20 protein-coding genes are annotated in these 20,906 nt (G+C 39.8%); 7 read left to right on the top strand and 13 right to left on the bottom strand.

The genetic code is table 11. The features are described 5' to 3' along the window. Window positions 1-142 precede the first annotated feature (142 nt). Entirely contained in the window at window positions 143-1,051 is a 909-nt protein-coding gene (gene hemC, locus ACMAZA_RS06770; RefSeq protein ID WP_435188126.1) for a hydroxymethylbilane synthase, read from the top strand. Next, the gene (locus ACMAZA_RS06765) at window positions 1,041-1,343 is read left to right on the top strand and encodes a 4a-hydroxytetrahydrobiopterin dehydratase (protein WP_435188123.1); all 303 of its coding nucleotides are present in this window, start codon (window positions 1,041-1,043) and stop codon (window positions 1,341-1,343) included. Before hemC ends, ACMAZA_RS06765 begins: the two co-directional genes overlap by 11 nt. On the opposite strand, the gene ftsY is transcribed toward ACMAZA_RS06765, so the two are convergent. Then, window positions 1,340-2,293 (bottom strand): signal recognition particle-docking protein FtsY, encoded by a 954-nt coding sequence (ftsY, locus tag ACMAZA_RS06760; protein WP_435188121.1) that lies wholly within the window; start codon window positions 2,291-2,293, stop codon window positions 1,340-1,342. The two genes, ACMAZA_RS06765 and ftsY, sit on opposite strands and share 4 nt — an antisense overlap. Before the next feature lie 151 nt (window positions 2,294-2,444). Here ftsY and ACMAZA_RS06755 point away from each other — a divergent pair, with 151 nt between their 5' ends. Then, on the top strand, window positions 2,445-2,870 hold the full coding sequence (locus ACMAZA_RS06755) for a CopD family protein (RefSeq protein WP_435188119.1): 426 nt from the start codon (window positions 2,445-2,447) through the stop codon (window positions 2,868-2,870). Window positions 2,871-2,878: 8 nt separating this feature from the next. After that, entirely contained in the window at window positions 2,879-3,949 is a 1,071-nt protein-coding gene (ltaE, locus tag ACMAZA_RS06750; protein ID WP_435188117.1) for a low-specificity L-threonine aldolase, read from the top strand. Here ltaE and ACMAZA_RS06745 read toward each other — a convergent pair. The 12 genes from ACMAZA_RS06745 to ACMAZA_RS06690 form a co-directional block, all read right to left on the bottom strand. Then, on the bottom strand, window positions 3,946-4,701 hold the full coding sequence (locus ACMAZA_RS06745; protein WP_435190484.1) for an amino acid ABC transporter ATP-binding protein: 756 nt from the start codon (window positions 4,699-4,701) through the stop codon (window positions 3,946-3,948). The two genes, ltaE and ACMAZA_RS06745, sit on opposite strands and share 4 nt — an antisense overlap. A gap of 2 nt (window positions 4,702-4,703) precedes the next feature. Then, window positions 4,704-5,669, bottom strand: a complete 966-nt coding sequence (locus tag ACMAZA_RS06740) for an amino acid ABC transporter permease (protein WP_435188115.1) — start codon at window positions 5,667-5,669, stop codon at window positions 4,704-4,706. A gap of 44 nt (window positions 5,670-5,713) precedes the next feature. After that, window positions 5,714-6,571 (bottom strand): transporter substrate-binding domain-containing protein, encoded by an 858-nt coding sequence (locus tag ACMAZA_RS06735; protein ID WP_435188114.1) that lies wholly within the window; start codon window positions 6,569-6,571, stop codon window positions 5,714-5,716. 107 nt (window positions 6,572-6,678) lie between these two features. Next, window positions 6,679-7,578 (bottom strand): cysteine synthase CysM, encoded by a 900-nt coding sequence (gene cysM / locus ACMAZA_RS06730; protein WP_435188113.1) that lies wholly within the window; start codon window positions 7,576-7,578, stop codon window positions 6,679-6,681. 43 nt (window positions 7,579-7,621) lie between these two features. Further along, window positions 7,622-8,689 carry a threonine synthase gene (thrC, locus tag ACMAZA_RS06725; protein WP_435188111.1) on the bottom strand — a complete coding sequence of 356 codons (1,068 nt, stop codon included), beginning with the start codon at window positions 8,687-8,689 and terminating at the stop codon, window positions 7,622-7,624. 16 nt (window positions 8,690-8,705) lie between these two features. Then, window positions 8,706-9,983 carry a homoserine dehydrogenase gene (locus tag ACMAZA_RS06720; RefSeq protein WP_435188109.1) on the bottom strand — a complete coding sequence of 426 codons (1,278 nt, stop codon included), beginning with the start codon at window positions 9,981-9,983 and terminating at the stop codon, window positions 8,706-8,708. A 124-nt stretch (window positions 9,984-10,107) separates the two neighbouring features. Continuing rightward, on the bottom strand, window positions 10,108-11,562 hold the full coding sequence (locus ACMAZA_RS06715) for an NAD-dependent succinate-semialdehyde dehydrogenase (protein ID WP_435188107.1): 1,455 nt from the start codon (window positions 11,560-11,562) through the stop codon (window positions 10,108-10,110). An 81-nt stretch (window positions 11,563-11,643) separates the two neighbouring features. Next, window positions 11,644-12,432, bottom strand: a complete 789-nt coding sequence (locus ACMAZA_RS06710; protein WP_435188105.1) for an ABC transporter permease subunit — start codon at window positions 12,430-12,432, stop codon at window positions 11,644-11,646. Then, complete coding sequence (locus tag ACMAZA_RS06705) at window positions 12,429-13,343, bottom strand: ABC transporter permease subunit (RefSeq protein ID WP_435188103.1); 915 nt, start codon at window positions 13,341-13,343, stop codon at window positions 12,429-12,431. The genes ACMAZA_RS06710 and ACMAZA_RS06705 overlap by 4 nt, the downstream gene beginning before the upstream one ends. A 6-nt stretch (window positions 13,344-13,349) precedes the next feature. After that, window positions 13,350-14,480 (bottom strand): ABC transporter ATP-binding protein, encoded by a 1,131-nt coding sequence (locus tag ACMAZA_RS06700; protein ID WP_435188101.1) that lies wholly within the window; start codon window positions 14,478-14,480, stop codon window positions 13,350-13,352. A gap of 64 nt (window positions 14,481-14,544) precedes the next feature. Next, entirely contained in the window at window positions 14,545-15,636 is a 1,092-nt protein-coding gene (locus ACMAZA_RS06695; protein WP_435188100.1) for a polyamine ABC transporter substrate-binding protein, read from the bottom strand. A gap of 95 nt (window positions 15,637-15,731) precedes the next feature. Further along, window positions 15,732-17,093 (bottom strand): glutamine synthetase family protein, encoded by a 1,362-nt coding sequence (locus ACMAZA_RS06690; protein WP_435188098.1) that lies wholly within the window; start codon window positions 17,091-17,093, stop codon window positions 15,732-15,734. A gap of 162 nt (window positions 17,094-17,255) precedes the next feature. Between ACMAZA_RS06690 and ACMAZA_RS06685 the strand changes: the two genes are divergently transcribed. The 3 genes from ACMAZA_RS06685 to speB are packed head-to-tail and all read left to right on the top strand — an operon-like array spanning window position 17,256 to window position 20,892. Further along, window positions 17,256-18,629, top strand: coding sequence for an aminotransferase (locus ACMAZA_RS06685; protein WP_435188096.1), 1,374 nt, complete (start codon window positions 17,256-17,258; stop codon window positions 18,627-18,629). Window positions 18,630-18,639: 10 nt separating this feature from the next. Beyond that, window positions 18,640-19,908 (top strand): NAD(P)/FAD-dependent oxidoreductase, encoded by a 1,269-nt coding sequence (locus ACMAZA_RS06680; RefSeq protein WP_435188094.1) that lies wholly within the window; start codon window positions 18,640-18,642, stop codon window positions 19,906-19,908. Between the two features lie 12 nt (window positions 19,909-19,920). After that, a complete protein-coding gene (gene speB / locus ACMAZA_RS06675; protein ID WP_435188092.1) occupies window positions 19,921-20,892 on the top strand; it encodes an agmatinase in 972 nt (323 codons plus the stop codon). Window positions 20,893-20,906 lie beyond the last annotated feature (14 nt).

Below are 20,906 nucleotides of genomic sequence, written 5' to 3'. Positions count from 1 at the left end.
GATATAAAAACCTATTTGTTCCATTAATATTGTAAGAAATCATAATTCTAATCCTAATGTTAAATACCTCTAATTGTTAACATTCCTAACCCACACTCGATAAAATATCAATGAAATCGATTTCAATGGAGTCACCACTTCTGTGCTGAAAATTGCCACACGTAAAAGCCCTTTAGCCCTTTGGCAAGCAGAGTTTGTGAAATCTAAGTTAGAGGATATATATCCAGACTTAAAGGTTGAGTTGGTTAAGATGACTACCCAGGGTGACCAAATTCTTAACTCTCCTCTCTCTAAGATTGGGGGAAAGAGCCTCTTTATTAAGGAGCTGGAAGTTGGAATCATGGAAGGTAGAGCTGATATCGCCGTTCATTCAATGAAGGATGTTCCTTACGAGCTACCACAAGGTTTTGAAATAGGTGCTATTCTGGAGCGTGAGAACCCTTTTGATGCATTTGTATCAAATGATTTTAACTCGATTCAAGATCTTCCGATTGGCGCAAAATTGGGATCCTGTAGCTTAAGACGAATTGTACAGGTTAAAGCAATAAGACCAGATCTTGAGATTTTGGATCTACGAGGAAATGTAAATACTCGTTTAAAAAAACTTGACGATGGAGAGTATGATGCAATCATTTTGGCATGTTCAGGCTTAACAAGGCTTGGATTTGACAACAGAATAAAACAAGATTTGAGTCCTGATGATTCTTTGCCCGCAGTGGGTCAAGGAGCCCTTGGAATTGAGATAAAAGCTAATGATCATGAAATTAGTAGCCTTATTAAGCCGCTTATTCATCAAAAAACTCAAAATGAAGTGAACGCAGAGAGAGCACTAAATGCCACGCTTCAAGGTGGATGCTCAGTAGCAATCGGGGCTTTTGCAACGAGTGAAGGCTCTAAATTAACGCTCAGTGGAATGGTTGGTAATGTTGATTCTGGTGAAATAATAAGGGTCCAAGAGACTGGTGAAACAAGCAAACCTATAGATTTAGGAATAAGAGCTGCTAAAAAACTTTTATCTTTAGGCGCAAGAGAGTTGTTAAATGAGAAGTGAATTGATTCTGACTGATGAGCAAATAAACCATCACTTAAAGGAGATTGATAACTGGACTATTAAAAAAGGCAAGCTATTTAAAGCATTTAAGTTTAAAGATTTTGCTCAAGCTTTTGAATTTATGAGTTTGGTTGCCATAATAGCTGAGATGATGGATCATCATCCTGAATGGTCAAATGTCTACAATAAAGTTGAGATTAATCTAGTGACTCACAGTGAGGGAGGAATTACTAGGTTAGATATTGATTTGGCCAAGAAAGTTGATTCTCAGTACCTTGCATTAGAATTCTAATCGAATAGGGCGCCTACAAAATCTTTTGAATTGAAAGGTTTTAGGTCTTCAATTGCCTCCCCAACGCCAATGAAGCGTATCGGAAGTTTGAGCGCGTCTGAAATTGAAAATAAAACACCACCCTTCGCTGTGCCATCAAGCTTGGTGATAGCTAATCCAGATAAGTTGATTGACTTATGAAACTCTTTTGCTTGTTGAACTGCATTTTGACCTGAGCCACCATCGATAACCAAAAGGGTCTCGTGAGGAGCCTTCTCATTGTGTTTTTTTAGAACTCTCTTGATTTTCTCGAGCTCTTGCATCAGGTTGCCCTGGGTATGAAGCCTTCCTGCAGTATCAGCAATTAAAATATCAATTTTTTTAGCGATTGCAGACTGATAAGCGTCATAGACCACTGAGGCAGCATCTGAGCCAGTCTTTTGAGCAATTACCGGTATATCATTTCTCTCACCCCAGACCTGAAGTTGTTCAACTGCAGCTGCTCTAAAAGTGTCTCCAGCAGCGAGCATGACTGATTTGCCTTCACTCTGAAACAATTTAGCAAGTTTGCCAATGGTTGTAGTCTTACCAGCACCATTGATTCCAACGACAAGAATGACAAAAGGGATTTCATAGCTGGGATTAAAATTGCTATCAGTAATCAATAGAGATTCAAGTTCAACCTTAATAAGTTGATATAAGCTGTCTTCATCTTTCAGCTCTTTTCTTGAGGCTTTCTTTCTAACACTTTCTATGACCTTGTCTGTAGTTTGTATGCCTATATCTGAACTGATTAAAAGGACTTCCAGCTCCTCAAGAAGATCCTCATCAATCTTCTTTTTACCAATGACCAGAGAGGAAAGGCCATCACCCAGCTTTTTTTTAGATTTGAAAAGCCTGTCCTTTAAAGATGATTTATTTTTATCTTCATTGGAGTCTACGTTTTGATTTTTCTTAAAAAAATTCAGCATGGAGAATTAAGAATAATTTTTATTTAAATTTTACTATGTGTAAGGACATCGAAGAGTTAAATCACCGAAGGAATAAAAGATTAAAACTCTGAAAAATAAACATAAAAACAAACCGAAACGGTATTATGGTTTTTATTTTTTCCTATATATTATGCTCTGGGTTAAAGCGATACATGTTTTTGGATTTGTTTCTTGGATGGCAGGGATGTTTTACTTGCCAAGGCTGTTCGTTTATCACTCCATGGCTGAGGATGAAATCAGTATAGAGCGGTTCAAGATTATGGAGCGAAAGCTCTATAACGGAATCATGATGCCGAGCTTTATATTAACTACCATAATGGGTTTCTGGATGCTTCAGAGCTATGCTTGGGAGGTCTATAGTAGTATGTATTGGCTTAAGATTAAGCTGTTGCTAGTTGCAATTCTTGTTGGGTATCACTTTTATTGCGGTTATTTGGTTGGCATTTTTGCTGCTGATAAAAATACTAAGTCCCATGTTTTCTTTAGATGGTTTAATGAATTTCCAGTCGTTTTTTTGATTTCTATCATTATTCTTGCAGTTGTTAAGCCTTTATAAGGCAGTCTATGAATCAATATAATTCTAATACAAGCCATTCGCAAAAAATCATTTTAAAAAATCCAATTGATTTTAGAAGTGATACTGTTACTCTTCCCTCTAATGAAATGCTTGAATGCATCGAGAATGCTAGGCTTGGTGATGATGTCTATGGTGAAGATCAAGAGGTCAATGATCTTCAAAAATATGCAGCAAAACTCTTAGAGAAAGAGGCAGCATTATTCTTCCCTAGTGGCACTCAGAGCAACCTCACTGCAATGCTATCTCATTGCCAAAGAGGTGATGAAGTCCTCATAGGAAAAAATTATCATACCAATGTATACGAGGCCAGAGGCGTTTCAGTCTTAGGCGGTGTAGGTATTTGCCCCATTGAGACTTCAGCATCAGGCTCAATGAACATTGAGGATATGCTCAATCAAATCAAGGATGATGATCCACATTATGCAGTCACTAAACTACTCTGCCTAGAAAATACCTTCTCTGGACGGGTTCAGCCTCAGAGTGAGCTTGATGAGCTTGCAAAAAGAGCCCATAGTAAAAACCTCAAAGTGCATTTGGATGGTGCACGACTGTTTAACGCGCATATCAAAACTGGATTATCCATGAAACAATTAACAGACTCTTTTGATAGTGTATCAATTTGCCTGTCAAAAGGGTTGGGCGCTCCTGTGGGCTCACTGCTAGTTGCAGACCAAGAGACAATTGATAAAGCTCATCGACTCAGAAAAATGCTTGGAGGCGGTATGAGGCAAGTCGGCGTCCTTGCTGCTTGCGGCATGTATGCTTTAAAAAATAACATTCAAAGGCTTCAGGAGGATCATGATAACGCTAAACTCCTAGCAGAGGGCTTATCTTCATTAGAAGAGCTGTCGGTTGACTTTAGTGAGAGTCAGACCAATATGGTTTTTGTTAACTGTCATGAGCCCCATAGAAAGCCGCTTGAAAAGTTTTTATTAGAAAGAGAAATCATTATTTCTAATCTGGATAGAGGCAGGTTAGTTTGTCATCTTGGAATCAAAGAGAAAGACATACTCTTTGTCATTGATGCTTTCAGAGAGTATTTTAAAGAGTCAGCTTAACTCAGAATCTGATCTAGAAAGGTCTTAGTTCGAACATTTTGAGGATTATTAAAGAATTCTTCTGGTGTATTCTCTTCAACAATCTCACCCTCATCCATAAAAATAATCCTGTCAGCAACCTGCTTTGCAAATCCCATTTCATGGGTAACACAGATCATAGTCATACCGCTTTTTGCTAGTTCTACCATTGTGTCGAGTACTTCAGAAACCATTTCTGGATCCAGCGCTGAGGTAGGCTCATCAAAAAGCATGACTTTAGGCTGCATACACAAACTTCTTGCAATCGCCACCCGTTGCTGCTGTCCGCCTGATAACTGTTCAGGGTATTTGTCTGCTTGTTCTGGAATTTTGACCTGTTTAAGGAGTGACATAGCCCTTTCTTTGGCTTCACTTTCATCAATCCCCCTGACCCAGTTTGGTCCCGCCATGCAGTTCTCAAGAACAGTCAGATGCGGGAATAAATTAAACCCTTGGAAGACCATTCCGATGTCTTGCCTAACAATGTCAATATCCTTCATGGTTTCATGAAGCTCAATTCCGGTGACATGAATTTGCCCATCCTGATGAGCTTCTAATCGGTTTAGGCATCTAATTAAGGTTGATTTACCTGACCCTGATGGTCCACAAATCACAATTTTCTCCTTGGCATTAATCTCAAGATTGATATCTTTAAGGGCCTGGAAGTCTCCATACCATTTGTTGACTCCCTTCAGAGAAATGACCGGATTTTGATTTGTTATTTCGCTACTCATCATCAAGTTTTTTGTTGGTATTTTCTTTCAATTCTCGCTTGTATCATCTCAAGAATAATGGTTAATCCCCAATAAATCATGGCCGCTGTAAGCAGCATCTCCATGTGTCTAAAGTCTCTTTGACCAAGCGTTTTTGCAAGATACATCAACTCCCAAATGCCGAGAACTGAGACCAAAGAACTGTCTTTCAGCATCGCAATAAATTGGTTTCCTGTTGGAGGAACGATAATAGGGATTGATTGAGGCAGAATAATCTTTCGAAGTATGAGTCCAGATTTAAAGCCTAGAGCTCTTGAAGCTTCCCACTGACCTTTAGGGATGCTCTGAATTCCAGCCCTAAAGATTTCAGTCATGTATGCGCCATAACATAGTGAGAGCGCAGCAATTCCAGAAGGTATTGCATCCACCATAAATCCCAGCTGTGGGAGACCTTTATAGATCAGATATACCTGTAAAAGTAGGGGCAGCCCTCTAAATAGTGAGGTATAAAAACTCGCTATAGCGTATGCAAAACCATTATTTGAAAGCTTAGCGATTGCTCCTACTATTGCTATTGCAGTCGCAATAACGATGGAAACCGCTGATATATAGATCGTTGTAAAAAGTCCCTTAGATATCATTAACCCAATTCTGCTCTGAATGAACGATAGCTTCAGGTCAAACGAGTACGCAAAAGCTAGGAATAGAAGGAATAACTCAAACCATACAATCAAAATTTGTATCTTCAGTCTTGCAAAACTAATTGCAAGCAGGTTGAGGACAAAAATAACAGACAGAACAAATGAGACTACAAAGCGTCCAAACAAACCGCTTTCTTCAGGATTTCCAATAACTGGAGATAAGAATTCACCAAAGATGGTGTTGGTGAAATTGAAGGCAAAGAAAAACGCCAATACCGCTACTGAAAGACCGATAAGAAATGCTGGTTTGTGCAGCGCCTTATCTTCAACAACGGTATCGACGAACATACCTTTCTCTTAACTTAAGTAAAACTTATAGTATTACTCTTTGTTTAATATGCAACAGTGTAGTCGTTAGAGCTACCGTCTGCATTTTTAAACCACTTCATTGATAACAAAGACAAAGTGTAGTCTTTTTGCATCTCTGCAATAATTCTAGCAATCTCAGCGTCTAGCTCAGGATCATCATTGCCCTTGTCAGTAGCAATTGATAAAGGCTCATAGAAAGCGTTATCGCCCAAGAACTTAATAGGATAACCAGAGTCAATTGCATTTTGAAGCATAGGTACTGAATCTATAACAGCGTCATTACGAACGCCAGCCCCAAGACGCGTATCATCTAAGCAAGCTGAACCGTCAACCAGAGAAGTAATTGTTCCAGGAGTTACCTTGTATGAAAAGGCTGGAGCATTTAGCATATCTAGGTTTCCTTGAAGGTACATTTCCCAAGTCGAAGCTGCTGTTGTACAAACATTTTTACCGTTTAAGCCAGCTAATGTAGTCACTGGCGAGTCTGTATGAACTGCAAACGCTGCTGGAGTGTAGTAGTATACAGCTGGGAAGTTTAGAACTTCAGAGCGGCTCTCAGTTGGTGTCATTGATCCAACTGACACGTCCCAACGCATATTCCAGTTGCCTGAAGTAATGACATCCCATGCAGGAGTTATAAAGCGCGCTTCAACGCCCATACGCTTTGCTATCTCTCTTGCAACATCTACGTCAAAACCTTCCATTTCACCCGCATCGTTAATGTAAGAAAACGGAGCCCAGTTTGCATCAGTTGCAATCATTAGCTCATTATTATTTTTAATATAATCATAAACGACGCCTGCTTTAGCAGTCATGCCTATTGATAATAGTAATGCTGTGATAGCAATTGACGACTTTTTAAAGCCTAACTTAATACTCATTTATTTCTCCTTTATGTGTTTAAGAATTTACGAACCTACAATTGTACACATATTTTGATGTTAATCTAGTCATCAAAACGTATTAAGTTTCAAAAAATAGTTAGATTCTAGGGCTTAAAAACCCCTGTGGATAGGTATCGATCTCCTCGATCGCAGATAATGGTGACAATAACCGCATCATCAACCTGTTTAGACAGTTCAATTGCGGATGCCACAGCTCCTCCAGCAGATATGCCAGAAAAGATGCCCTCATGCGTTGCCAGATCTCTGGTGGCTTGCTCTGCACTTGATTGAGATACATCCATAATCCTATCAACTCTTGAAGAATCAAAGATCGTTGGAAGGTAGCCCTCAGGCCAGCGCCTAATGCCAGGTATATGAGATTCCCCATCAGGCTGTATGCCAATAATTTGGATTGAAGGTTTCTTTTCTTTTAAGTATTTTGAAACGCCCATAATGGTTCCAGTAGTACCCATTGAGCTCACAAAATGAGTAATCTCACCATTGGTATCGCTCCATATCTCTTGAGCTGTAGAAGACAAATGAGCTTTTGGATTATCTTCATTAGCAAACTGATTGAGCTGAAGACCTTTCCCTTCATCACTCATTTCATTGGCTAGATCTCTCGCTCCTTCCATGCCAAGCTCCTTAGAAACCAGAATGAGCTCTGCACCATAGGCTGTCATCGCATCCCTTCTCTCTTGGGACAAGTTCTCCTGCATAATAAGAGTCATCTTGTAGCCTTTGATTGCTGCGACCATTGCTAATGCTATACCGGTATTTCCACTTGTAGCCTCAATAAGTCTATCTCCTGGCTTAATATCACCTCTATTTTCAGCTTCGTTGATCATGTTTAGTGCTGCACGATCTTTTACAGAGCCAGCAGGATTATTTCCTTCAAGCTTTGCCAGAATAATGTTTGATGGATTTGGATTCAAACGCTGAAGCCGGACTAAGGGAGTCCCTCCTACGCACTGATCAATTGTTTTGTAGTGCTGTTTGCTCATAAATCCTTAGATAGTATCATAAACTTTTACAGCCAGAAAAAAACTACATATTATCAAGGATAGCTTTTTTAACCTCTTCCAGCGTTGGGTTAATATTAATCATTGCACCAGTATCACACTGCGATATTGCCGTATCTGGATCCTTAAGACCATGACCCGTCAGAGTACAAACCACACTTGACCCATCTGGTATCTTTCCAGACTCGATATCTTTTAGTGCACCGGCAACCGAGATAGCGGAAGCTGGCTCACAAAAAATTCCTTCTTTTTCAGTCAATAGTTTTTGTGTTGCGAGGATTTCTTTATCTGAAAAGCAGTCAAACCAGCCATTAGAGTCTTTGCTGAGTTTTAATGCCTTATCCCAGCTTTGTGGGTTTCCAATTCTTATCGCTGTTGCAATAGTTTCAGGTTTTTCCACTCTTGAGCCATGAATAAAAGGGGCCGCGCCTTCAGCTTGGTACCCTAGCATTGTTGGCGTTGAGGAGGCCTTACCCGCCTCAAAGTATTCAGTATAACCCATCCAATGAGCTGTTATATTTCCAGCATTACCAACAGGCAAGCAATGATAATCCGGCGCATGACCAAGCTCTTCAATAATTTCAAATGCAGCTGTCTTTTGGCCTTGCAATCTAAAAGGGTTAATTGAGTTTACAATTGAAACTGGAGCAAACTCTGCCACTTCTTTGACGAGTTGCATTCCATCATCAAAATTACCTTTAATTTGAATAATGGTTGACCCATGAATCATGGCTTGGGCAAGCTTTCCAAGGGCAATTTTTCCTTCAGGAATAACGACAAAAGCTTTAATGCCAGCTCTCGCTGCATATGCTGCTGCAGCTGCCGAAGTGTTTCCTGTAGACGCGCATATAATGGCCTTTGAGCCACTTTCAACAGCCTTGGTGACAGCCATAGTCATCCCGCGGTCTTTAAAAGATCCTGTTGGATTTAGGCCTTCATACTTGATGTAAAGTTCAACTTGTGTTCCCATTTCACAAGGAATGTTTTCAAGTCTGATGAGAGGGGTGTTTCCCTCACCTAGGCTGATGAGGCGAGTTTTATCTCCGACTGGCAATCGGTCTCTATATCTCTCAATTAATCCTGTATATCTCATATGTGCCCCAAAAAACTTAGTCTAGTAATTCAATATGAATAATTTGAACGTCAGCCTGATTGAATTCACTTGCTTCAATTTTATCTTTAATGCTCATCACAGTTTTAGTGCTGACTTTGTCCGTAGTGATTGCAATGTGAGCATTATTATTCTCATCCACTTGTTTTTGAATGAGGGCTTCAATACTCACGTTGTGATCATTAAATATTCCTGTCACCTTGGCAAGGACCCCCTTTACATCAGTCACTAAAAGTCTCAAAAAGAACTCACTATGAATCGAGTTGTTGTCAACAACTTTAATTTTTTGTTGTGACTTCCAGCCCAAGGTGTGGTTACTGGTTTGATTATTGATAATATCATTTAAGTCTGCAATAACTGCTGAGGCTGTTGCTTCATCTCCTGCTCCCGGGCCGTAGTAAAGGCTTGTACCTAAGGCATCACTTTTAACCATAACAGCATTCATCACCCCATCAACCTGAGCGATGAGTTTATTGTTGGGAACGAGAGTAGGGTGAACGCGTAATTCAATCCCATTTTCAGCTCTTTTTGCAATTCCAAGATGCTTAATCGTGTATCCGAGCTCTGTGGCATGGAGAATGTCCTCGGTTGAAATATTACTTATACCCTTTGTATAGATTTTATCAAATTGAATTTCTGTTCCAAAGGCAATGGCAGCCAATATCGAGAGTTTATGAGCAGCATCAATCCCTTCAATATCAAAGGTTGGATCCTCTTCAGCATATCCGAGTGCTTGAGCCTCTTTTAATACATCATTAAAGTCTCTACCTTTCTCTTTCATATCCGTTAGGATAAAGTTACCGGTACCATTAATGATTCCAGCAACTGACTCAACGTTGTTTGCACTAAGTCCTTGCTCTAGGGCTTTAATGATTGGAATTCCACCCGCTACTGAAGCCTCAAACAGGAATCGAACTTTCTTCTTGTTTGCAAGCTTAATGAGTTCATTCCCATGGTTCCCTATAAGTGCTTTGTTGGCAGTGATTATATGTTTACCATTATTGATTGCCTTTTCAACAAGCTCCTTAGCAAGCCCAAAGCCACCAATAAGCTCGAGGACTACATCAATATCAGGGTGATTGACTACCTCAAATGGATCTTCCGTTAAATGAATTTTTTTTGTATCGCAAATGCGTTTTTTAGAAATATCACGAACACCAGCGATAACAAGCTCTATCTCTACTCCAGTTCGCCTCTTGATAGACTTACTATTTTTCTGGAGCACATTTACGACGCCGCCTCCAACAGTTCCGAGGCCAAGAATTCCAACTTTCATTTTTGTAATTTATAAATTCGAATGCGACATTATACCAACCAGCGAAATGCCTCACTAGAAATCATGTTTAAAAATGTTGTGATAACGATTGAGTAGAATTATTCAATCATTATCATAAAAGAACCTACTTAAGTCCACCCATACAGATATATTTGAGTTCCATGAAATCATCAATTCCATAGTGTGAGCCTTCTCTTCCTAAGCCAGATTCTTTAACGCCGCCGAATGGAGCCACTTCGTTAGAGATAACGCCTTCATTGATGCCAACCATTCCGTATTCTAGAGCTTCAGAAACGCGCCAGATGCGATTTATATCTTTAGTATAGAAGTAGGAGGCTAATCCAAACTCAGTATCATTTGCAAGCTTAATTGCTTCGTCTTCAGTTTTGAATTTGAAGACGGGAGCAAGAGGTCCAAAGGTTTCCTCAGAAGCCATTTTCATTGAGGTATCGACATTACTAATGACGGTTGGCTCAAACATAGTGCCGCCATTCTTGTGAGGTTTGCCGCCAGCCACAATGACCGCACCCCTGTCAACTGCATCTGCTAAGTGGTCTTTTACTTTGTCTAGAGCCTTGAAACTGATGAGAGGGCCTTGGTTGATTCCCTCGTCCATTCCATAACCTACGTTGAGAGTTTGAACAGCTTCACCGAGTTTTTCAACAAATTTATCGTAGATGCCTTCCTGAACAATAAATCGATTTGTACATACGCAGGTTTGCCCTGTATTTCTGAATTTAGAAATAAGTGCGCCAGACACTGCTGACTCTAAATCAGCATCATCAAAAACGATGAAAGGAGCATTACCACCAAGCTCCATCGATACTTTTTTCATTGTATCAGCGCAGTTTCGAGTTAAGATTTTTCCAACCGCGGTTGATCCAGTGAAGGAGAGTTTACGAACAACAGGGCTGTCTGTCAACGCCTTTCCAATCTCAGATGAGTTGGTTCCAACAACGACATTTAAAATGCCTTTGGGGATTCCGGCTTGATCTGCAAGTTCGGCAATGGCCAGTGCAGATAAAGGAGTCTCAGCGGCTGGCTTAATGACCACTGGGCAACCTGCTGCTAGGGCAGGTGCGCATTTTCTAGTAATCATAGCTATTGGGAAATTCCAAGGCGTAATGGATGCAACCACACCAATAGGCTGTTTGATAACCAAAATCCTTCTGTCATTGGCAGGAGTTGGGATGACATCTCCATAGGTTCTCTTGCCTTCTTCGGCAAACCACTCAATAAAGGATGCTCCGTATCCAACCTCACCTCTAGCCTCAGCAATTGGCTTTCCTTGTTCAGCTGTCATTAAAATCGCAAGGTCTTCTTGATTAGCCATAATCAGATCAAACCACTTTTTAAGAATGCCAGCTCTCTCTTTGGCTGTTCTTGCTCTCCATTCAGGCCAGGCATTATTTGCTGCATCAATGGCCTCATCAGTCTCTTTTTTACCCATATCAGGAAGAGAGCTAATCACCTCATTCGAATAGGCATTGGTGACATCAAAGCGAGATTTTGCATCATCGCCAACCCATTGACCGTTGACATAGCCATGCTCTTTTAAAAGACTAGAATTCGTTAACATACTTAAACCTTGTTCATATTTATTGAAAGAGGCTAATTATAATAGCCTTGGGGATAAAAGTGTCCCTGAAACTGCTCAGAATTAGATAGTTTGTTGTTTTTGTCTCCTGCCAATAATTGATGCTGTTACAACGCCAAGCGTAACAAGTCCAACCAGTATTGTTGAAACTGCATTGATTTCGGGCGTAACTCCGAGTCTGACCATTGAATAAATTTTCATGGGTAGGGTTGTAGAGCCGGGACCTGATGTAAAGCTTGCAATCACAAGATCATCAAGGGACAGAGTGAATGATAATAGCCATCCAGAAATGACAGCAGGTAGAATGATTGGAAGTGTTATTAATATAAAAGTTCTGAACGGCGTACAACCCAAATCAAGCGCCGCCTCGGTAATACTGTCATCGTAACTAGACATTCTGGATTGTATAACGACCGCAACGTAGCACATTGAAAAGGTGATATGAGCAAGAGTTACGGTAAATACGCCCCTATCAACAGCGAGCGCAACAAACATGAGTAAGGTAGATAGACCGATGATCACCTCAGGCATGACCATGGGTGCATAGATCATCCCTGAAAAAAGAGTCCTTCCTTTAAAACTGCCAAAACGAGTCATGACTAAGCCTGCAATGGTTCCAAGAATAGTTGCCATAGTAGAGGAGACAAATGCAACCTTGATCGTAACCCAAGCCGCATCTTTTATGCCCTGATTTTGCATCAGTTCACCATACCACTTTGTAGAGAATCCGCCCCAAACTGTCACTAGTCTTGATTCATTAAAACTAAACAGTATGAGCAATATGATCGGGATGTATAGAAAAGAAAATCCAATGACTAGGGCAGCAATATTAAAGTTTCCAAACTTCTTCATGAGATTGCCTTTTCTTGTGACTTTTGATAAAGCATGATCGGGACTACCAACAAGGCTAACAATATTATTGCAACTGCTGAGGCTACCGGCCAGTCTCGGTTATAGAAGAACTCTGTCCACAGCACTTTACCAATCATAAGGGTTTTAGTGCCGCCAAGAAGGTCTGGAATCACAAACTCACCCATGACAGGAATAAAGACTAAAAAGCAGCCAGCAAGAATGCCAGGTATTGAGAGTGGAATAGTCACAGTCCAAAAAGTTTTAAAGGGTCTACACCCCAAATCTGCTGCAGCCTCTAAAAGGCTCATATCCATTTTTTCTAAATTAGCGTAGAGAGGTAAAATCATAAATGGGAGGTAGGAGTAGACAATTCCTATATAAACAGCAAGGTCAGTATTCATTATGATGAGAGGCTTATCAATAATGCCAATCGACATTAAAGCCAAATTTAAAAGGCCTTCAGTCTTAAGGATTCCAATCCACGCATAGACCCGAATTAGAAAAGAAGTCCAGAAGGGCAGAATAACAAGCATCAATAGGACTCCTCTCCAACGAGTTGGAGCCTTGGCAACGCTATAGGCAATTGAATACCCAATAATGAGCGTGAGTATCGTAGAGATAATTGCAATCTTTAAGCTAGAGAGGTAGGCTTTAATATAAAGAGAGTCGCTGAATAAAAACAAGTAACTCTCAAGACTGGCACGAATAGAAGGAAAAAAGGAGTCGCCCCACTCAAGAAGTGCCGTATAGGGCGGTATTGCCATGATGGGTTCTGCAAGACTTATCTTTAAAACAAAGATAAATGGCAGCATAAAAAACATTAACAGCCACAAATATGGAATCGCTATAACAGCTCGCCTTCCACTGAAAATAGATTTCAAGAGGCTTTGAGTTCTTTGACTAGTAACCATCAAAATTTAAGATAGTAGAACAACTGCAGAGTGAGGAGCCCAATGAAGATAGACTTCATCTTCCCATGTCAGGTGATGTTCTTCAGTTCTAACTCGATTGGCACGAATCGCTTTGAGAATTCTGCCATTATCGAGCCGAACATGATATGTAGAGAAGCTACCGCCATAAGCAATATCTTCGATCCTACCATTTAAAATATTGTGCTGATCTGTTGGCTTCTTTTTTGAGATTTCAAGTTTTTCAGGCCTAATTGCGAACCACATTTCATCTCCAGTCGATGCACCGACCTCCTGCGTTGCAAAAACAATCGAGTCTGAATCATCTGAGTGGAGCTGAGTGCCTACATCATTTTGACCCTTGTAGATTCCCCTAAGAATATTAACATCTCCAATAAAGTCAGCGACATCCTTATTGACTGGTGCTTCATAAATCTCTGTAGGGGTTGCTACTTGAACTAAGTTTCCTGAATCCATAACACCGATGCGACTCGAGACTGTCATTGCTTCTTCTTGGTCGTGGGTTACGATAACAAAGGTCACTTCAAGTTTCTCTTGAATATCCATAAGTTCGAACTGAGTTTGCTCTCTAAGTCTCTTATCAAGCGCTCCTAATGGCTCATCAAGAAGCAATAATTTAGGCCTCTTTGCAAGACTTCTAGCTAGAGCAACACGCTGACTTTGTCCGCCAGATAACTGATTCGGTTTTCTTTTGGCAAAATCTGTAAGCTCAACCAATTGAAGCATTTCCTCAACTCTTTGATTGATTTCATTAGGTGGGAGATTGTCTTGCTTCAGCCCAAAAGCTATATTTTTTTCAACCGTCATGTGAGGAAATAAAGCGTAGGATTGAAACATCATGTTGATGGGTCTCAGATGAGGAGGAATCTCAGAAATATCTTCACCATCCAATAGGATTCTTCCATTGGTTACTTTTTCAAAACCAGCAAGCATTCTAAGAAGAGTTGTCTTTCCGCATCCTGAGGGGCCGAGTAATGAGAAAAACTCATTCTTGTAAATATCTAAATTGAGATTATCTATGGCTGTGAAGTCACCAAACTTCTTGGTTACATTTTCAATTTGAATATAGGGTTTTTGAGAAGGGTCAAGCCATGGGTTGACCGAGGGCAATTCAGACATAAAAGTTAGATAGAGTAAAAACCTTCACAATGCTAGGCATCATGAAGGTAATTATGATTTACGATTACTGACCAGTAGTTACTTTAGTCCAAGTCCGAGTAATGACTCTTTGTGACCTGGCGTCATAAGTAGGGCTGATGTATAAGCCAGCCATGACTTCAGGTGTTGGATAAACCGCTGGATCATTCAACAGATCTTCTTCTAGTAACGGCTGTGATGCTAAGTTACCGTTTGCATACCATACATAGTTTGTAGCTGTTGCAATCTGCTCAGGATCCATAATCCAGTTGATGTACTTGTGAGCATTTTCAGCGTTTGGAGCATCTTTAGGAACTGCTAACTGATCAAACCACATGAGTGCACCCTCTTCAGGAATAGAGTATACGATTTCAACGCCATTTTCAGCATCCCATGCAGCATACTGCGCCATAAAGATATCACCTGACCAGCCAACAACTAGACAGATATCTCCATTTGCAAGAGCATCAATGTATTGCGATGAATGAAATTTTTGAATGTGAGGTCTAACTGCAGTTAAGACAGCTTCAGCTTTTGCTATCACGTCAGAGTCCGTACTTCTTGGATCCTCACCGAGATAGGCAAGTGCTGCTGGAATAATTTCAGTAGGCGCATTGAGTAAGTGAACACCACAGTCTGCAAATTTAGAAACTACATCTGGGTCAAACACCATTGCAAGGGATGATGTTGGAGCATTCTCCATTCTTTCATTAATCATGCCTTCGTTATAACCGATTCCAGTTGTTCCCCACATATAGTTGACTGAGTAGTCATTGAGAGGGCCAAACTGCGCCACTTGGTCTTCGATATCACTCCACATGTTACCAATGTTGGATAATTTTGATTTATCAAGCTTTTGAAAAACACCAGCTTGAATTTGTCTCGCCAAGAAGCTACTTGATGGAACGACCACATCATATCCAGAACCGCCTGCAAGAAGCTTAGCTTCAAGAACTTCATTTGAATCAAATACGTCGTAAACGACTTTAATACCTGTTGCAGCTGTAAAGTCCTCGTTGACCTGTTCATCAATATAGTCAGACCAGTTAAGCACGTTAACTACTTCTTCTGCAATCGCTGTTTGAGCTGAGAATACAAGTGCTCCAGCTATAAACAGACTATTTAACTTATTTTTCATTCTATTTCTCCTTTTATTTTTACTTTTAACTAATTGGATTATATTAAATTTTTGCATTTAATAATCACCTTTTTTTAATTACAATTCAGTTTCTACTATAGATGTCTTAAATATGAATTGTATTCAAAATCAGTAACAGTGCTTTCAAACCTGCTAATTTCGTGTTCTTTTACAACCTGAAAAGACTTTTGGAATTCTTCTCCAAAAAAATCTTTTACAATCTTTGATTTGCTAGTTTTTTCAACAGCCTCACGCCAAGTGATACCTAGCTCAGCTGTATGCTGTGCATGAGCATTCCCAATCGTCTCTTTGCTTAGTGGGTATTTATTTTGAATGCCTATGAGCACACTTGAGAGAATTGATGCAAAAACTAAATAAGGGTTTGAGTCAGCGCTTGGAAGCCTAAATTCTAATCTAGTAGCGCTTGGTGATGACTCGGGAATTCTGATTAAGGCAGTTCGATTTTCATGGCCCCAGCTGAGCGTTGTCGGTGCATGATCGGCATTATGAACTAGACGCCTGTAGGAATTTGAGTGCGATGCATAAAATGATAGAAAGTCAGGTGTTGTTTTTAGAAGACCAGCAATCGCATCAGCAAAAATGCCTTGAGGTTGGTGATTTGAATCAAGCTTGAATAAATTGTCACCCTTTTTGTCAATAATACTTAAGTGAGCATGCATACCATTGCCTGCTTCCTCTGAAAACGGCTTAGCCATAAATGTGGCATTTAGGTTAAATTTTTTAGCGCAGTTCTTTATAGATCTTTTCATTAAAAAAGCTTGGTCAGCCATCAGAAGCGGGTCGTCATGATGAAGTAAATTGATTTCAAATTGACCCGGGGCACACTCTGCAATTGCTGTCTCTGAAGGGATACCAAGTGATTTAGCACTTTTATCAACCAGATCAAAGAAGTCTTCAAAATCATCCATAACGTTAAGGTTAAGTAATTGAACTTCTTTGAATCGCCTATTCGTTCCAGGAATAATTGGCATTTGAGGATGCCCGTGTTTTGTGAGTTGGTTATCGATTAAATAAAACTCCATTTCAGGAGCAATGACCGGTCTAAGACCAAGCTCATCAAATCGATTCAATACACTTTTAAGTATGTTTCTAGGATCAGCATAGATTGGGTTTCCATCATTATCTTCCATACTGACAAGGCACTGAGCAGTTCGATTAGAGCTCCAAGGCGTTACTGCAAGAGTATTTTCAACAACTTTGCAAGTTGCATCACCATCACCGGTTGTCATTACCAGACCTGTTCCCTTAGGATTATCACCCCAAATATCTAAAACATAGCTTGATACTGGCATTTTTAAGCCGCCACTAGCTGCCTTAATCAGTGTTTTTGGGGAAGCGCTTTTGCCTCTTGAGATACCATTGAAATCTACATATATGAATTCAATTTTTTTGAGTTCGGGGTTTGCGCCAAGAAATTTTTCTGCAAAGTTTTTCATAAATTATCTTAATTGATTTTTATAGAGTATTAATTTTTAAAGACAAAATAGAAAAAAATTATTGTCAGAAAGTAAAAAAAGATTACACTATATCATCTAAAAGAAAAGAATGAAAAAGTATTGATGGTTTTTTAGTGATTTCAACTTATTTAAGGATAGAATATGTCAGCAAGTACTTCAGCCCTTCAACAAAAAAATGCAAAGCATTTAATTCAATCATTTAGTGATTTAAGTTACATCAAAAATCCTGAGTCAACTCATATTATTAGTCGTGCAGATGGAGTTTATATTTATGATAATGATGGTAAAAAAATATTAGATAGTATGTCTGGATTATGGTGCGTTAATATGGGCTATGGGCAGCAATCAATCATTGAGGCAGTGAATGAACAAATGAAAGAGCTTGTCTACTACAACAACTTTTTTGGCTCTAGTCATCCATCAGCCATTAGGTTATCCGAGATGATTGCTGACAAAACTCCTAAGGGAATGAACAAGATTTATTTCTGTGGCTCGGGTTCTGAGGCAAATGATACAGTTGTCAGGCTTGCAAGACACTATTGGGCAGCTCGTGGGAATAAATCTAAGTCTGTAATCATTAGTAGAACAAATGCTTATCATGGTTCAACCATGGCCGGAGCTAGTCTGGGAGGAATGAGCGCTATGCATGCGCAGGGTGGTCTGCCAATAGCTGATATTGAGCATATAGATCAACCTTATTATTACGATGCATGTGTTGAGGCCGGTGGAATGATTGATGCCGACGAATTTGGGCTAAAAATGGCGCAGAGTTTAGCTAATAAAATTGATGAACTTGGCGAAGATCGCGTTGCTGCATTTATTGCAGAACCAATTCAGGGTGCGGGAGGTGTTATTATCCCTCCAAAAACCTATTGGCCTGCTATTAGTAAGATTTGTAAAGAGAGAAACATTCTTCTAGTGGCGGATGAAGTGATCTGTGGCTTTGGAAGAACTGGAGAATGGTTTGGCTCAGGACACTTCAACTTTAAGCCGGATTTAATGCCTTTTGCCAAAGGCGTAACCTCTGGATACTTGCCAGTTGGCGGAGTAATTGTAAGAGATGATATTGTTGATGTATTGGTTGCTGCCAATCAAGAGTTTGCTCATGGTTATACTTATTCTGGACACCCTGCGTGCATGGCTGCAGCTGTTGCTAATCTTGAACTAATGGAAAACACAAATATACTCGACCAAGTTAAAAATAATACTGCCCCTTACTTGGCAAGCAAGTGGAAGGAGTTAGAGAATCATCCTTTGGTAGGTGAGGCAAGACAGCTTGGTATGCTTGCAGCTATTGAAATAGTTGAAGATAAAGAGAGTTGTAAACGATTTGAAAATAGTGGTGAGGTTGTTGGGATTTGTCGGGATTTATGTTATGAGAACGGAATAGTCATGAGAGCTATCAAAAATAAGATGGTTATAGCGCCGCCGTTAATTTGTAATAATGATCATATTGATGAAATTCTTGAAAAGGTGTGGAAGTGTCTTGATTTGACAGCCAAGTCAATCAAATAATTTTTTTAGAGTGCAATCATATTACCAGGCAACAAGAAATTTTGATTTAGACCAGCCAGTTCTCAATGGAGAACATGATGTAGACGTTTGCATCATAGGCGGCGGTTATACAGGTTTATCATCTGCGCTTTACTTAGCGAATGAGGGCGTCAATGTTGTTCTTATTGAGTCCAACAAAATAGCATCTGGAGCTTCAGGAGCTAATGGAGGTCAGGTGTCTGGTGGAATGAGGAGGGATCAATTCTATTTAGAAAAAGCTTTGGGATTTCAAAAAGCCAAGGCTTTGTGGTGTATTGGAGAAGAGGCAAAATACCATGCCAAAGACTTGATTGATAAATACAAAATTCAGTGTGACTACAAGAAGGGAATCGCTCACCCAAACCATAAGCAGAGATATTGTGAAGAGTCAAAGCGCTATGTTGATCATATGATTAATAAATATGATTACAAAGATATGGTCTATCTGAGTGACAGTGAAATGAGAGAAGTAACGGGTTCTGATAACTATTACGGGGGTAGTTTTGATGAGGGTGAGGCCCACTGCCATCCACTCAATTATGCTCTAGGCATTGCAAAGGCTGCCATAGCAGCAGGTGCAAAAGTCTTTGAAAATACTTCTGCAATAGATTATAAGGTTCATGATAGCTATGTCAAAGTTCAGACTCAGAATGGCACTATCAAGGCTGATCGAGTTATTCTAGCCTGTAATGGTTATCTTGATAATTTAGAGAAGAGATTGACATCAAAAATCTTACCAATGAATAACTATATCATAGCAACCAAGCCTCTCGATGACGAAACAGTCCAAAAGATCAATCCAAGAGATATAGCCTTTGCTGACTCAAGATTTGTCATTAATTATTTTCGTCTAAGTGCTGATAAACGCCTACTTTTTGGAGGGGGAGAAAACTATTCAAAAAATTTATCCAAAAATATCGTACCAATTGTAACTAAGCCTTTAGAGAAAATTTACCCATTTCTCAAAGACATCAAAATCGATTTTGCTTGGGGAGGAAAGCTTGCAATAACAATGAACCGCCTTCCATTCTTCACAACGCTTTATAACGACAAAGTCATATCAGCCCAAGGTTACTCAGGCCAAGGTGTCGCCTTAGCAAGTTATTCTGGAAAAATAGTTTCAGAGAAAATAACTGGAAATGGAGAGACTTTTGATATTATGTCTAAAGTTCCTAGACAAAGTTTCCCTGGGGGAAGATTTTTAAGAAACCCAAGTATGAAAATTGGTATGCTTTATTATTCATTACTAGACAGAATATAAAGAGAGAAGTTTATGAGTATTGACGACTTTGAAGACATGAAAACGGACCAGGCTTTTACTAAAAAAAGTCTTTATGGAAGAGCTAATGAGATGACTTATGGCGGCGCTTTGAGTTTTCTTAGGCGCAAATACACAAAAGACCTTAAGGGTGTGGATATTGCTGTCAGTGGAATACCTTATGACGCTGCAACTAGTTTCAGGCCAGGGGCAAGATTTGGCCCCAAAGCTATTAGAGAGGCATCAGTCCAGCTCGCTGAGTTACTAGCTTTTCCTGATGGGATAGATCCTTTTAAGACGTTAGCAGTTTCAGATTATGGTGATTGCGAATTAGATTATGGTTTTCATGGCAATATTGTTTCTGAGATAGAAAATCATGCAAAAACTATTCTTGATGCTGGAGTTGAGATGCTCACTTTTGGAGGTGATCATTTTGTAACCTATCCACTTTTAAGAGCTCATGCTGAGAAATATGGTCCTATAGCTTTAGTTCATTTTGATGCACATACCGATACATGGCCTGACGAAGATGGAAGGCTTGATCATGGAACTATGTTTTCAAGAGCCATTAATGAGAACTTAATTGATACTGAGCACTCTATACAGATTGGAATTAGAACTCATAACAGTAATACCAAGGGTGTAAAAATTCTAGACGCTCCATGGGTTCATGAAAATGGAGTTAAGGAAGTTATTGCTAAAATCATTGAAACTGTTAAGGATCGACCTGCTTACCTTACCTTTGATATAGATGGTCTTGATCCAGCCTATGCTCCTGGTACTGGAACTCCTGTCGCAGGAGGGCTAACCTCAGCGCAAGCTTTGGGAATTATTAGAGGTTTGGAAAGTATTAACTTTATAGGTGCAGATGTTGTTGAAGTTGCACCTGCCTATGATCATGCCGATATAACAGCAATTGTAGCTGCAACGATTGCTCATGACTATCTAGTCATTAGAGCAAAACAAAAAAGAAACCAAGAGAACTAAACTAAATCAATAAA

The sequence above is a fragment of the Pseudothioglobus sp. nBUS_23 genome, from assembly GCF_051201565.1.
Taxonomy (GTDB): domain Bacteria; phylum Pseudomonadota; class Gammaproteobacteria; order PS1; family Pseudothioglobaceae; genus Pseudothioglobus.
This window is presented reverse-complemented; position numbering and strand designations above follow the sequence as displayed.